The organism is Mycobacterium lehmannii (assembly GCF_002245535.1).
GTDB classification, from domain to species: domain Bacteria; phylum Actinomycetota; class Actinomycetes; order Mycobacteriales; family Mycobacteriaceae; genus Mycobacterium; species Mycobacterium lehmannii.
Window position 1 is genome coordinate 109,085 of record NZ_NKCN01000014.1, and the last position, 13,400, is coordinate 122,484.

The following is a 13,400-nucleotide window of genomic DNA, read 5'->3' on the forward strand; positions in this document are numbered from 1 at the left end:
AGCGCTTTTTGGATGACGCCTTCGTTACGAGGACCTTCACCCCGCCCCGAGTTACTGGCCGAGGGTGTTCTGCATCGCCCCGGCCAGCGCATTGACCGCTGGGCCGCCGTTACCGGACTGGCAGACCTTCGCCTGCAGCAGGACGTTCTCGCGCTTGCGCGTGGTGGTGAAACAGCGCCGGTCCGTGCCCGCCTCCTGTTTGACCCAGTCGGCGTCCGTCGCCGTGGTCGGCCGGCCGGTGAAGGTCCACACCTGGGTCGTGAAGTTGTCCAGGTGCATCGCGGTGGTCTGCCCGTTGCAGCCGCCGGTGCGGTCGACCACGCGACGGAAGGCGCGGTCGGCAGCGTCGGCGGTCGCGAACACGCCGACCGCCTGTTTGACCAGATGCGTGGCATCCGTCGGCGACTCCTGGGCCACCGCACCGTTGAACGACGCCAGATCCGGGTCGGCGTAGACGTCGGGCAGGCCGATGTCCGCCCAGTTGTTGCACGCGGGTAGGTCGACCGAGAAGGTCTGCACCGGTTCGGTGAACAACGACTCGAATCGCATTGTGGCGCCGACGATGTTGCCCACCGAGCCCTTAGGCAGCACAGCGTAGTTGACCACTCCCGGATCGGAGGGGCGCGCTGCGGCGGGGCCGGCGGGTGCCATGACCGACAGCCCGATGGCCACGCCGACGCCCGCCGCGGCGACCGCCCGCACCGGTCAGACCTTCGCGGACAACTTGACTTCGATGTTGCCGCGAGTGGCCTTCGAGTACGGGCAGAAGTCGTGTGCCTTGGCCATCAGGTCATCGGCCACGCTCTGCTCGAGGCCCGGCAGGTAGCCGATCAGGTGAGCCGTGAGCCCGAAGCCGCCATCGGAGTCCGGTCCGAAGCCGACCTGCGCGGTGATCGAGGTGGCCTCGTCGATGTCGATCTTGTTGTTTTTGGCCTGCAGCCGCAGCGCGCCGAGGAAGCATGCCGCGTAACCCGACGAGAACAGCAGCTCGGGGTTGACGCCCTCGCCGCTGCCGCCGAGCTCCTTGGGCGGGCGGGTGTCGAGATCGATCTTGCCGTCGGAGGACCGGACGTGGCCGTCACGGCCGCCTCCGGACGCGGTGGACTCTGCGGTGTACTTGACCTCAATGCTCATGGGCTCGATCATGCCAGTCTGCTGGTATTCGGCAAGAGACCCGTCCCAGTTGCCGTCCCCGCCACGGCTTTGACACCGTTGCGAGGCATGCCCGATAGCGTTGTGGGCCAAGCACTTCCGCTCCCGCCACATACTCGGCTCTGGTGTGCACTCAGATCGATAAAAAGCCGCATATCGGCCGAAACGACGATATCCGTCGCGCCAGTCGTTACGGGCGCGACGGCGCCGTGGTGGCCGGAGCCTCGGGTGACTGTGGCGGTTCGGGGGGCGCGAAGCGTGGCCCCTGCGAGTTTCCCGGTCCGCCGAACGGCGGGCGGCCGAACGTCCCGCCGGGACCCATCGGGCCGCCCGGCGGCGGTCCGCGATGGAAGATCGCGACGTCGCGGTCGTGGCCGCCGTGATGGCCGCGGTGATGGCCGCCCGAATGCGAACCGAGGATGAAACCGGAGAAGAAGATCACCGCGACGATGAAGACGATGCCGGCGACGATGCCCACCCAGGCGGCAGCGGCGCCGAGCTTGGAGCGCCGCGTGGCGACGTGGTCCTGGTGAGGTGCCGCGGCCACTGGAGTGGTGGCGGGTTCGGATGGTGTTTCGGTCATGGCTGCCATCATGCGAGCTGTTTCGATGAGCCCGTCATGTGGCACCTGTGAGCGGGCTGTGAAAGCGGCGATTGACACCGGTCACCCCGCAGAATAGTTTCGACTACACGCGTTGTCAGTTTGGCTGGAAGGGAACCGAGACCATGCAGCGTCCGATCCCGACGCGACATCCGGAGCGGCCTCGCGCCGTGCCTGCCGGCATCCGCGTCATCGCCAAGGCGCTGGCCATCGGTGAACCCACACCAGCGCAGTGGCGCAGGCTTGGCGAGCGGCTGACCGTCGGAGACGAACCGATGGACCGCCTCGTCGAGTGGATGTCAGGCGTCGGCGTGAAGCAGGCGCGGCCGCTGTTCGACCGGGCGCTCACCTACGGCGTCGATGCGGTTCCCGACGCCCCGGAACCGTTGCGCGAATTCTTCACGGCCGTGGAGACGCTGCCCGACTGGGTGGATCCGGTGAAGCTGCGCCGCGGTGCAGAAGCGCTGCGTCGCGGCGGCGCCGACGGCATGTACGTCGCACGTGACGTATCGCTTCTCGGCGGCTACCAGTTCTCGGGTTTCAACAAGACGCTGTTGCGCACCGGCGCCCTGGAGAAGGGGTCGAACAAGCGCTTCGCCGAGACGATGCAGTGGGCGATGGACGTCATCTCCGACGGTGGTCTCGAACACCTGGGCGTCGGCTACCGGTCTACTCTGCGGGTTCGGCTGATTCACGGACTGGTGCGCAGGCATGTGTCTGCGATGCCCGACTGGCGCGCCGACGACTGGGGTGTCCCGATCAACCAGACCGATATGGCGGCGACGCTGATCGGCGCACTCGTCGCACCTGCCGTCGGTGTGGTGGGGATGGGAATCGTGTTGCGGCCCAGAGATTACGACGCCGTCGCCCACTTGACCCGCTATGTCGGATGGTTGATGGGTGTGGAGGACGAGTGGCTGCCGCGCGGGTTCCGCGACAGCATCCGCGTGCTTTATCACACCCTGGGCGCACTCGCCGAGCCCGACGAGTCGTCGAGGCAGCTTGCGGTTCCGATGGCCGACGACCCGATGATCTGGCATTACGACACCATGCCCGCGATCCGGCGTCGTATCGCACGCGCGCAACATCTTTCGGTCACCAGTGGCTTTCTGGGCCCCCGCACGATGCGCGCACTGGGCCTGCGCCCCCATGTGCCGTGGTACCCGGTGCTGCGGCTACCCGTGAACCTGACCCGCAGTGCGGCCGCGGTCGCGCTGCCCGGCGGCATCGCCAGGGCGATCGCTCGCGGCGACCGCGAGCACCAGGCGTTGATGCGGACGATCGTCGGCGACGCCGGCGCCACCATCGGTGAGTCGGCTGAGCACGTCAGCACCGTCGCCTGATCAGGGCTTGAACGGGTTGACCGCGAACTGGATCACCCGGTACGGCGCCCCGCCGCGCGGTCCGGTGTTCCACTGGCTGACGAACACCCGTACCTCATCGAGCGTCGAACCCGGTGAGATGTAGCCGCCGTACGGCTGGGCCAGCCGGTTGCTCTCCGGAGGGCCGAGATGGTCAGCGGGATCCGGCCATTCGGACGCCACGACGACGGTCGTCACCGGCGCGGCGCCCAGCCCGGTGGGGTCATTAGCCACCCGCATCTCCATGTTCCCGGTGGTGGCGTTGAAGTACGACAGCACGGTTTTGCCGTCGATCTGGCGGATGCTCATCTCACCGACCGCGTCCGGCCACAGCGGTGTCGGCGGGTTACCCCAACCGGAATCAGCCGACCAGCCCTGCCAACTCGACCGGTCCTCGAACTCCTGTGGCGTGGCCCGGTACAGCACCAGCGGCGCACTGCGGTCGAAGTTGTTGGCCACGATGTACACCCACCCGGTTTCGGAGTCGGTGCGCGGAATCGGGTCGTAGTAGCCGCTGATCTGCGACTGTCTGCCCTCGGCGTAGGACGCGGCGCGCTCGGAGTCCGGCAGCGTCGGCCAGTTCCCCTGTGCCGGGTCGGCTTTCACCAGCCGTGACGTCACCGGGTCCAGTTCCCGCACAGTGGTGACCATCAGGTAGTTCTGCCGGTTGATCTGGACGACGCCCGCAGGCAGTTGGGACATGCCCGCAGGGGTCGGATCGGCCAGCAGCGGACGGTCGGTTCCGGTCACGCCGTCGTAGCGCACACCACCCGGGTCGTCAATCGACTCCGTCTCGACGTGCAACGCGATCGGCGAGAACCACCCTCCGTAGCCGACTCCCTGTCCGGCGAAACTGTCGCCGCACACCTGCAGGATGCCGCTGGGAAACTCCATGAACTCGCACAGATCGGTGGCGCCGATACCGTATTCGCGTGTCGGGGTGCCGGTTCCGGCCGTCGGACCGATCCTGATCACCTGGCCGGGCGCCAGCGGCGGCAGCACCGGATCGGGCACCGGGGCGGGCTGAGCGGCGGCCGGCGGCGGTGCGCAGACGACGGCCAGCACCACCGAGATTGCACTCATGCAGACGGTTACTCGCACTTTGTCTGCGTGGTTGCAATCTCGCCGCGGCGTCAGAGTTCGGCGGCCAGCAGTTCGGCGATCTGAATCGTGTTGAGTGCCGCGCCCTTGCGAAGGTTGTCCCCGGACACGAACAGTGCCAGTCCGCGTCCGTCGGGCACGCCGGGATCCTGCCGGATGCGTCCGACCAGCGAGTCGTCCGCCCCGGCCGCGGCCAGCGGCGTCGGGACGTCGACGAGCGTCACGCCAGGCGCCGCTCCCAACAACTCGGTCGCCCGCTGCACCGAAAGCGATTGCGAAAATTCGACGTTCAGCGACAGCGAATGGCCCGTGTACACCGGGACCCGCACACACGTACCGCTGACCGCCAGGTCCGGGATGTCCAGGATCTTGCGGGTCTCGTTGCGCAGCTTCTGATCCTCGTCGGTTTCACCGGAGTCGTCGTCGACGTACGACCCGGCCAGCGGGACGACGTTGAACGCGATCGGTGCCACGTATTTCGACGGCGCGGGGAAATCGACCGCGGATCCGTCGGCGACCAAGTCCCGGCTGCTGTTCACCACCGCGCTGGCCTGATCGAACAACTCCTCCACACCGGCCACGCCGCTGCCCGACACCGCCTGATACGTCGAGGCGATCATCCGCACCAGACCCGCCTCGTCGTGCAGCGGCTTGAGCACCGGCATCGCGGCCATCGTGGTGCAGTTCGGGTTCGCGATGATGCCCTTCTTGAGGGTGACGCCCCGCACGTCGCGCGCGAAGTTCACCTCGCTGACCACCAGCGGAACGTCAGGGTCCTTGCGCCATGCCGACGAGTTGTCGACCACGATCGCACCGGCTTCGGCGAAGCGCGGCGCCTGCACGCGCGACATCGTCGCCCCTGCGGAGAACAACGCGATGTCCAGGCCCGCGGGATCGGCGGTCGCGGCGTCCTCGACCTCGATCTCCTGCCCGCGGAAGGAGAGCTTCTTGCCCTGCGACCGCGCCGAGGCGAAGAACCGCACACTTGTCGCCGGAAAGTCCCGCTCTTCCAACAGCGTTCGCATCACCTGGCCGACCTGACCGGTCGCGCCGACCACACCTAGATTGACCATTATCGTCCCGTCCCCGCGTACACCATGGCCTGCTCGTCGCCGCCCAGGCCGAACGCCTCGTGCAGCGCGGCGACGGCCTTGTCCAGATCGGTGTCCTTGACCAGCACCGAGATCCGGATCTCCGAGGTGGAGATCAGGTCGATGTTGACCCCGACTTCGGCCAACGTCTCGCAGAACTTGGCGGTCACCCCGGGATGGCTCTTCATACCGGCGCCCACCAGCGAGACCTTGCCGATGAGGTCGTCGTACAGCACCCCGGTGAAACCGATCTCGCTCTGCAGCGAGGACAGCTTCTGCACCGCGGCCGGCCCGTTGTCCCGCGGGCAGGTGAACGTGATGTCGGTCTTGCCGTCCTCGACCTTCGAGATGTTCTGCAACACCATGTCGATGTTGATGTCGGCGTCGGCGATGGCGCGGAACACCTTGGCGGCATAACCCGGCACGTCGGGGATACCGACCACGGTGACCTTGGCCTCACTGCGGTCGTGTGCGACTCCGGTCAGAATGGCGTCTTCCACGGGAATGTCCTCCATTGATCCGGTCACCAGGGTGCCGGGGTTGTCCGAATATGACGAGCGCACGCGTATCGGCACGTTGTAGCGCCGGGCGTACTCCACGCAGCGCAGCATCAGCACCTTGGCGCCGCAGGCGGCCATCTCCAGCATCTCCTCGAAGCTGACCTGGTCGAGGTGATGCGCGTTGGGCACGATTCGCGGGTCCGCGGTGAAGATGCCGTCGACGTCGGTGTAGATCTCGCAGACGTCGGCCTTCAGCGCTGCGGCCAGCGCCACGGCGGTGGTGTCCGAGCCACCGCGTCCCAGCGTGGTGACGTCCTTGCTGTCCTGACTGACGCCCTGGAAGCCGGCGACCAGGACGATCACACCCTCGTCCAGCGCGTCACGCAGCCGGCCGGGGGTGACGTCGATGATCTTCGCGTTGCCGTGGATGCCGGTGGTGATCACGCCGGCCTGCGAACCGGTGAACGAGCGCGCCTGCGCGCCAAGCGAGTGGATGGCCATCGCGACCAGCGCGTTGGAGATGCGCTCACCGGCCGTCAGCAGCATGTCCATCTCGCGCGGCGGCGGCGCGGGGCATACCTGGTTGGCCAGGTCGAGCAGTTCGTCGGTGGTGTCGCCCATCGCCGAGACCACCACGACGACGTCGTTGCCCTGCTTCCGCGTCTCGACGATCCGCTCGGCCACGCGTCGGATCCGCTCGGCGTCGGCAACCGAGGATCCGCCGTACTTCTGCACGACGAGCGCCACTGATCAAGCCTTTCAAGTGCTGGGAAGGATCCCAACAAGGATAAGGGCTGTGCGCACCGGATTTCTTTCGCCCGTGGTGGGCCTGACAGGAACCGCCGACGATCAGGGCACTCCGAGGAACGGGAACGGGTCGGCTTCGGTGAAGTTCGCGCTGGCATCGCCGGCGTAGATCGTCTTCTCACCCTCGCCGAGCGGCAGCCGCAGCGTCGGGGCGCCGGGTGAGAAGTCGAGGTTGCCCAGCTCGACCCAGAACGTGTTCGGCGAGAGCGCGGACTCGAAGAAGTACCGCAGCGCCTTGTGGTCGACGACCGTGCGCCAGCGGGTGGTCGAGATGTTCGGCTCGTCGGGTGTGGAGATTCCGTACGGCACCGACGCGTTGCGCACGACGCTGAGCACCGTCGCGGCGGCCAGCAGCGGGTCGGCGGTCTTGGGCACCGCGTCGATGTAGAACGACGCCCGCACGAACCGGTCCGCGGCGCGGTTGGTCCCCGGCAGCATCACGGTGCCGCCGATCTGCTTCCAGTACTCGCTGATCGCGAGCTGCTTGTCGAAGGTCGGCGAATTCGTCATCACCCGGTACTGGCTGCCGTGGTGGATGACCTGCTCGCCGTCGATGTACTCGACGATCGCGCTGTCGCCGCTCGCGTCGGACATCGCCAGGTGCAGCGTCGCCATCCGCTCCTCACCGGGCACCTGCGCGGTGGCCACCCGCAGCGGGGTCGCGCTCAACGCCTGCACGGCCTCGGCCACCGTCGCGAAGTTGTCGAGCACGTACTGACCCCACAGCGCCAACGAGACCGCCGGACCCGGTTCGGTTTGGGCGGGATAGACCGATTCGGCCAGCCACAGCAGGTTGACCACGAGTCCGGCCTCGTTCACGCCGTCGGTCGTGCTGATGTCGTAGCCGGTCGCGACGACGCTGCCGTACTTCGACGTCCACTCCGCGGAGCCGGGGCCGGCCTGGCCGGTTCGGTGGACGCCGCGCGGCAACGCCCACAGATTGGTCTGGATCTCCGACTTCCAGTCCATGGAGCGACCGGTGATGTTGCGGTTATCGGTTCCGAGGTAGACGACGCGGGTGCACATGCCCCGCATCGTAGGAGGTGCTCAGTTGGTGCAGGCCTCGGACAGCTCGGCGAGCTTGCGCCGTAACTGATTGTCGAGCGCCGACATCTCGTAGTAGATCTGCGGCGTGGGCGCACCCGGCGCCGGGGACTCCGTCTCCGCGCGCGCCTGGGGCATCTTCTGGACGAACAGGCCGGCGAGATCGGCGACTTCCACCGCGGTGAACCGCAGCTCGGGGGTGTCGATCTTGCGTGCGCGCTCGGAGAGCCCGTTGGCCCACTCCCGGTATGCCAGCTCTTCGGCCGCGGTCGGCGGCCCCTCGGCGCCCTCGCTCTTCGAGCTGATCAGCTCGTTCTGCTGCTTGTTGTATTCGAGGAAATCGAGCACCGGACGGCATTCTTCGGGCGGTTGCTGCAGTTGGCTGTAGACCAGGGCCACGATCGCGATCACCACGACGGCGATCGCCACCCACCATCGCCGATCAAGAGTCATCACCGCCGCAACTCTAGCCAGCGCCGGATTCGTCACACAGGTCACGCAGGCTTAGCGACGACCACGATTGGCATTTTGTTGCGCTCGCGGGTGCGGAGTACAGTGTGCGACGTGCAGCGGGTGCTCCTTCTCGGCAGCCGCGACGGGGTCTGATCAGACCGGCTTCCCGTCGCGGGTGTTCGCGATGCGCCGGTCGAGTCCCCCTTCAAACTCCCGGAGCAATACCGTGACCACGTTCTCGAAACCCTCGCCGGACTCCCCTGACGCGTTCTCGTCGGTCCGTCAGATCACCAAGCCGTCCGGCCCGCCCAACCCCGGCCAGCCGCCGTGGAACACCCAGCGCGGTTCGGCGATGCCGATCAACCGGTATCGCAGCTTCGCCGAAGAGGTGCCGGGCGGGAGCCCGGCGACAGACACAGCGGCGGTTCCGTTCGACCGCACCTGGCCGGACAAGGTCATCGACTCCGCGCCGATGTGGTGTGCGGTCGACCTGCGCGACGGCAACCAGGCGCTGATCGACCCGATGAGCCCGCAGCGCAAGCGCCGCATGTTCGACCTGCTGGTGCGCATGGGCTACAAGGAGATCGAGGTCGGCTTCCCGTCGGCCAGCCAGACCGACTTCGACTTCGTTCGCGAGATCATCACCGAAGGCGTCATCCCCGACGACGTCACCATCCAGGTGCTGACACAGTGCCGCCCGGAACTGATCGAACGGACATTCCAGGCCTGCGAGGGCGCGCCCCGCGCGATCGTGCACTTCTACAACTCGACGTCGATCCTGCAGCGGCGCGTGGTGTTCCGCGCCGAGCGCGACGCGGTCAAGGCGATCGCCACCGACGGCGCGCGGATGTGCGTCGAGGAAGCGAAGAAGTATCCGGGCACCCAGTGGCGGTTCGAGTACTCGCCGGAGTCCTACACGGGCACCGAACTGGAGTACGCGGTCGACGTGTGCAACGCCGTCGCCGAGATCATCGAGCCGACGCCCGACGCGCCGCTGATCGTCAACCTGCCAGCGACGGTAGAAATGGCGACCCCGAACGTGTACGCCGACTCGATCGAGTGGATGCACCGCCACCTGGCCCCCCGCGACAGCATCATCTTGAGTCTGCATCCGCACAACGATCGCGGAACCGCCGTTGCCGCAGCCGAATTGGGCTATCAGGCCGGCGCCGACCGGATCGAGGGGTGCCTGTTCGGCAACGGCGAGCGTACCGGGAACGTCTGCCTGGTGACACTGGGGCTCAACATGTTCTCGCGCGGCGTCGACCCGCAGATCGACTTCTCGAACATCGATGAGATCCGTCGCACCGTCGAGTACTGCAACCAGCTGCCGGTGCACGAACGCCACCCGTACGGCGGCGATCTGGTCTACACCGCGTTCTCGGGCAGCCACCAGGACGCCATCAACAAGGGCCTGGACCAGATGAAGGTCGACGCCGACGCCGCGGACAAGGACGTCGACGACATCCCGTGGCAGGTGCCCTATCTGCCGATCGACCCGAAGGACGTCGGTCGCACCTACGAGGCCGTCATCCGGGTGAACTCGCAGTCCGGGAAGGGCGGCGTCGCCTACATCATGAAGGCCGATCACGGTCTGGCACTTCCGCGGCGGCTGCAGATCGAGTTCAGCCAGGCGATCCAGAAGATCACCGACGGCGAGGGCGGCGAGGTGTCCCCGAAGGAAATGTGGGACGTCTTCGCCGAGGAGTACCTGGCGCCGATCCGGCCACTCGAACGCATCCGCCAGAAGGTGACGGCGGCGGAGGTGGATGGCGGCACCGACACCATCGAGGCGGTGGTGAAAGTCGACGGCGTCGAGCGCGAGATCGTCGGCGCCGGCAACGGTCCGCTGGCCGCGTTCGTTGATGCGTTGGGCGCCATCGGGTTCGACGTGTCGGTGCTCGACTACTCCGAGCACGCGCTGTCGGCGGGTGAAGAGGCGCAAGCCGCGGCCTACGTCGAGGCGTCGATCGGTGGAACGACCGTCTGGGGTGTCGGCATCGCGACTTCGATCACCACCGCATCGCTGCGGGCGGTGGTCTCGGCGGTCAACAGGGCCGCACGCTGATCTCTGGGATCGGTCAGAACAGCGCGAACTGGTCGCCTGCGAGGGTGGTGTCGGAGAAGTCCTCGATCCCGGTACCGCCGACGACGCCGTCGATCGCGCGCATGAATTCGGCGTCGGAGGTCAGCGGGACACCCAACTCCCTGGCGTGGTAGCCCTTGCCCTGAGCGGGTTGGGCGTCGTTGCAAAGCACCAGCGAGGTCTCGGTGTCGACGGTCTCGGTGTAGGCCAGCCCGGCGTGCAGGATCCGTTCGATGAGCTCTTCGTGGGTGTGTTCGACCTCGGCCGACAGCGCGACCCGCATGCCCTGCACCAGCGGTCGCCCGGCGACGTACCGGCCCGGGTTGAGGTAGGGGCACGGGAGGCGGGATGCGACCGCCTTGAGCGGGCGCAGCTCGTCGTGGGTGACGACGCCGTTGGGCCAGCGCCTGCGGGATACCGGGTGCACCGGCAGCCAGACCTTGCGTTCCCGCGCCCGCACGAGCACCGGTTTGAGGATCTGGGCGAGCACCAGCGCGTCGTCGAGGGCGTCGTGCGGCCGGATCTGGCTGATCCCCCAGTGCGCGGCCAGCGTCTCGAGCCGCAGGTTCTCGGTGCCCAGGTCCAGCCTGCGCGCCAGCTCGACCGTGCACATCACGGTGTCGGTGGGCAGCTCGCGGTTGACCAACTCGGCCTCGGCGGCCAGGAACGAGTAGTCGAAGCCGACGTTGTGCGCGACCAGCGTGCGGCCGTCAAGCAGCTCGACGAGGTGGTCGACGATGTCGCCGAAGGTCGGCTGGCCCTCCAACATGTCGGCCGTCAGACCGTGTACGTGTGTCGGACCAGGATCGACACCGGGATTGAGCAGGCTGTACAGGCTCTGTTCGACGTTGCCGTCGTCGCCGAGGGCGAGCGCGGCGATGCTGACGATGCGGGCCTGCCCCGGTCGGAACCCGGAGGTCTCCACGTCGACGACCGCCCAACCCGATCCGGCGTGTTCCGCCGGCCGGCCCCAGCCCGGCCGATTCTCGGCGTCAGAGCCGCTCGGCCGGTGACCTCCGGCGTCCGTTAGGCCCACGTCGTCAGGATGGCACGGTGGTGTGACAAAGCCGGGACCTCGCCGAATCGCCCGTCAGCGTGTCGGCTACCTAAACTGCCGGGGTGGTCACGACACGTGGACGGCTCGCCCTCGGGGCCGGCGCGGGCGCCCGCTGGGCGTCGCGGGTCACCGGGCGCGGTGCGGGCGCGATGATCGGCGGGCTGGTCGCGCTGGCGCTCGACAAGTCGCTGCTGCGCCAGCTCGGCGCGGGTCGTCGCACCGTGGTGGTCACCGGGACCAACGGCAAGTCGACGACCACCCGGATGATCGCCGCGGCGCTGCGCACCATCGCCCCCGCCGAGCCGGGAGGCCGGGGACACTCGAACGTCGCCACCAACGACACCGGCGCGAACATGGACGCCGGGCTGGTGGCCGCGCTGGCCGCCGCACGAGAGGCACCCCTTGCCGCCCTCGAGGTCGACGAGATGCACGTCCCGCACGTGGCCGAGGCGGTCGACCCGAAGGTGATCGTGCTGCTGAACCTGTCCCGCGATCAGCTGGACCGCGTCGGCGAGATCAACCACATCGAGCGCACCCTGCGCGCCGGACTGGCCCGTCACCCGTCGGCCGTCGTGGTCGCCAACTGTGACGACGTGCTGATGACCTCGGCCGCATACGACAGCCCCAACGTGGTGTGGGTCGCCGCCGGCGGAAGCTGGGCCAACGACTCGGTGAGCTGCCCGCGGTCCGGCGAGATCATCCTGCGCGACGGCGGCAAGAGCCGCGATTGGCGTTCCACCGGAACAGATTTCAAGCGGCCCAGTCCGCACTGGTGGTTCGACGACACCAACATCCATGGGCCGGACGGATTTTCGCTGCCGATGACGCTGTCGTTGCCCGGCTCCGTCAACCGCGGCAACGCCACACAGGCCGTGGCGGCGGCGGTCGCGATGGGCGCCGATCCGGCGGCTGCGGTGGCCGCGGTGTCGGAGGTCGACGAGGTCGCCGGGCGCTACCGCACCGTGCGCCTCGGCGAGCACACCGCCCGGGTGCTGTTGGCGAAGAACCCGGCGGGCTGGCAAGAAGCGCTGTCGATGGTCGACAAACACGGTGCGGGCGTGGTGATCTCGGTCAACGGCCAGGTGCCCGACGGCGAGGACCTGTCATGGCTGTGGGACGTCCGCTTTGAGCACTTCGAGGACACCCACGTGGTGGCCGCAGGCGAGCGGGGCACCGACCTCGCGGTGCGGTTGGGTTACGCGGGTGTCGAGCACACACTGGTGCACGACACCCTCGCGGCGATCGCGTCGTGCCCGCCCGGACACGTCGAGGTGATCGCCAACTACACCGCGTTCCTGCAGTTGAACCGGGCATTGGAGCGTCGCGGTGGGTGAGTCGGCGGTGCGCATCGGGTTGGTACTGCCCGATGTGATGGGAACCTACGGTGACGGCGGCAACTCCGTCGTGTTGCGACAACGTCTGCGGCTGCGCGGGTTTGACGCCGAGACCGTCGAGATCACGCTGGACGACCCGGTGCCTTCGGAGCTGGACCTGTATACGCTCGGCGGCGCGGAGGACTATGCGCAGCGCCTGGCGACCAAGCACCTACTGCGGTATCCCGGATTGCAACAGGCGGCCGCGCGGGGTGCGCCGGTGCTGGCGATCTGCGCGGCCATCCAGGTGCTGGGGCACTGGTACGAGACTTCGTCGGGTGAACGCGTCGACGGTGTCGGCCTGCTCGATGTAACGACCTCACCGCAGGACACGCGCACGATCGGCGAAGTGGTGTCCGAACCCCTGCTCGCCGGTCTCTTCGAGCGGCTGACGGGCTTCGAAAACCACCGCGGCGGAACAGTTCTCGGTGCCGAGGCACGCCCGCTCGGCAAGGTCATCAAGGGGGCAGGGAACCGCGACGGTGACGGTTTCGACGGTGCGGTGCAGGGCAGCGTCGTCGCGACGTACATGCACGGCCCGTGCCTGGCCCGCAATCCGGAGCTGGCCGACCACCTGCTGAGCCGGGTGGTCGGTGAGCTGGCGCCCCTGAAGATCGACGAAGTCGAACAGCTTCGACGCGAACGACTCGCCGCACCCCGGCGAGTCTGAGCCCGTCGAGCCGCCCGCGGCCATCGACAACTTTCCGCGAAATGGCGTTCCAGCAGCGAAAGTGCGAGAAGAGGCCTGCTGGAATGCAATTTCGCGGCTCGGAA

Annotated in this window: 13 protein-coding genes; 4 read left to right on the plus strand and 9 right to left on the minus strand. The window is 67.8% G+C overall.

Annotated elements, in window-relative coordinates; translation table 11 throughout:
* Nucleotides 1-51 precede the first annotated feature (51 nt).
* The 3 genes from CEX87_RS16830 to CEX87_RS16840 all read right to left on the minus strand — a co-directional run bounded on the left by CEX87_RS16830 (nt 52) and on the right by CEX87_RS16840 (nt 1,735).
* Complete coding sequence (locus tag CEX87_RS16830) at nt 52-651, minus strand: sensor domain-containing protein (RefSeq protein ID WP_094288192.1); 600 nt, start codon at nt 649-651, stop codon at nt 52-54.
* Nucleotides 652-705: 54 nt separating this feature from the next.
* A complete protein-coding gene (locus CEX87_RS16835) occupies nt 706-1,134 on the minus strand; it encodes an organic hydroperoxide resistance protein (protein WP_174523486.1) in 429 nt (142 codons plus the stop codon).
* A 208-nt stretch (nt 1,135-1,342) separates the two neighbouring features.
* Nucleotides 1,343-1,735, minus strand: coding sequence for a hypothetical protein (locus CEX87_RS16840; RefSeq protein ID WP_233151415.1), 393 nt, complete (start codon nt 1,733-1,735; stop codon nt 1,343-1,345).
* A gap of 143 nt (nt 1,736-1,878) precedes the next feature.
* On the opposite strand from CEX87_RS16840, the gene CEX87_RS16845 reads away from it, so the two are divergent.
* A complete protein-coding gene (locus tag CEX87_RS16845) occupies nt 1,879-3,096 on the plus strand; it encodes an oxygenase MpaB family protein (protein WP_094288150.1) in 1,218 nt (405 codons plus the stop codon).
* On the opposite strand, the gene CEX87_RS16850 is transcribed toward CEX87_RS16845, so the two are convergent.
* From CEX87_RS16850 to CEX87_RS16870, 5 genes are all read right to left on the minus strand, one after another.
* Entirely contained in the window at nt 3,097-4,197 is a 1,101-nt protein-coding gene (locus CEX87_RS16850) for a DUF4185 domain-containing protein (RefSeq protein WP_094288152.1), read from the minus strand.
* Between the two features lie 50 nt (nt 4,198-4,247).
* Nucleotides 4,248-5,288 (minus strand): aspartate-semialdehyde dehydrogenase, encoded by a 1,041-nt coding sequence (locus tag CEX87_RS16855; protein WP_064397845.1) that lies wholly within the window; start codon nt 5,286-5,288, stop codon nt 4,248-4,250.
* Nucleotides 5,288-6,553 carry an aspartate kinase gene (locus tag CEX87_RS16860; RefSeq protein WP_064397847.1) on the minus strand — a complete coding sequence of 422 codons (1,266 nt, stop codon included), beginning with the start codon at nt 6,551-6,553 and terminating at the stop codon, nt 5,288-5,290. Before CEX87_RS16860 ends, CEX87_RS16855 begins: the two co-directional genes overlap by 1 nt.
* A gap of 102 nt (nt 6,554-6,655) precedes the next feature.
* A complete protein-coding gene (locus CEX87_RS16865; protein ID WP_094288154.1) occupies nt 6,656-7,639 on the minus strand; it encodes a linear amide C-N hydrolase in 984 nt (327 codons plus the stop codon).
* A gap of 21 nt (nt 7,640-7,660) precedes the next feature.
* Nucleotides 7,661-8,110, minus strand: coding sequence for a hypothetical protein (locus CEX87_RS16870; RefSeq protein WP_064419219.1), 450 nt, complete (start codon nt 8,108-8,110; stop codon nt 7,661-7,663).
* Nucleotides 8,111-8,294: 184 nt separating this feature from the next.
* Between CEX87_RS16870 and leuA the strand changes: the two genes are divergently transcribed.
* Nucleotides 8,295-10,178: a 2-isopropylmalate synthase gene (gene leuA / locus CEX87_RS16875; protein ID WP_416171916.1), complete on the plus strand. Its 1,884-nt coding sequence runs from the start codon at nt 8,295-8,297 to the stop codon at nt 10,176-10,178.
* 13 nt (nt 10,179-10,191) lie between these two features.
* Here the strand turns inward: leuA and CEX87_RS16880 are convergent, their stop codons facing one another.
* Nucleotides 10,192-11,232 carry a DEDDh family exonuclease gene (locus CEX87_RS16880; RefSeq protein ID WP_094288158.1) on the minus strand — a complete coding sequence of 347 codons (1,041 nt, stop codon included), beginning with the start codon at nt 11,230-11,232 and terminating at the stop codon, nt 10,192-10,194.
* Nucleotides 11,233-11,315: 83 nt separating this feature from the next.
* Here CEX87_RS16880 and CEX87_RS16885 point away from each other — a divergent pair, with 83 nt between their 5' ends.
* Entirely contained in the window at nt 11,316-12,587 is a 1,272-nt protein-coding gene (locus CEX87_RS16885) for a Mur ligase family protein (RefSeq protein WP_094288160.1), read from the plus strand.
* Nucleotides 12,580-13,296 (plus strand): type 1 glutamine amidotransferase, encoded by a 717-nt coding sequence (locus CEX87_RS16890; RefSeq protein ID WP_064397858.1) that lies wholly within the window; start codon nt 12,580-12,582, stop codon nt 13,294-13,296. Before CEX87_RS16885 ends, CEX87_RS16890 begins: the two co-directional genes overlap by 8 nt.
* Nucleotides 13,297-13,400 lie beyond the last annotated feature (104 nt).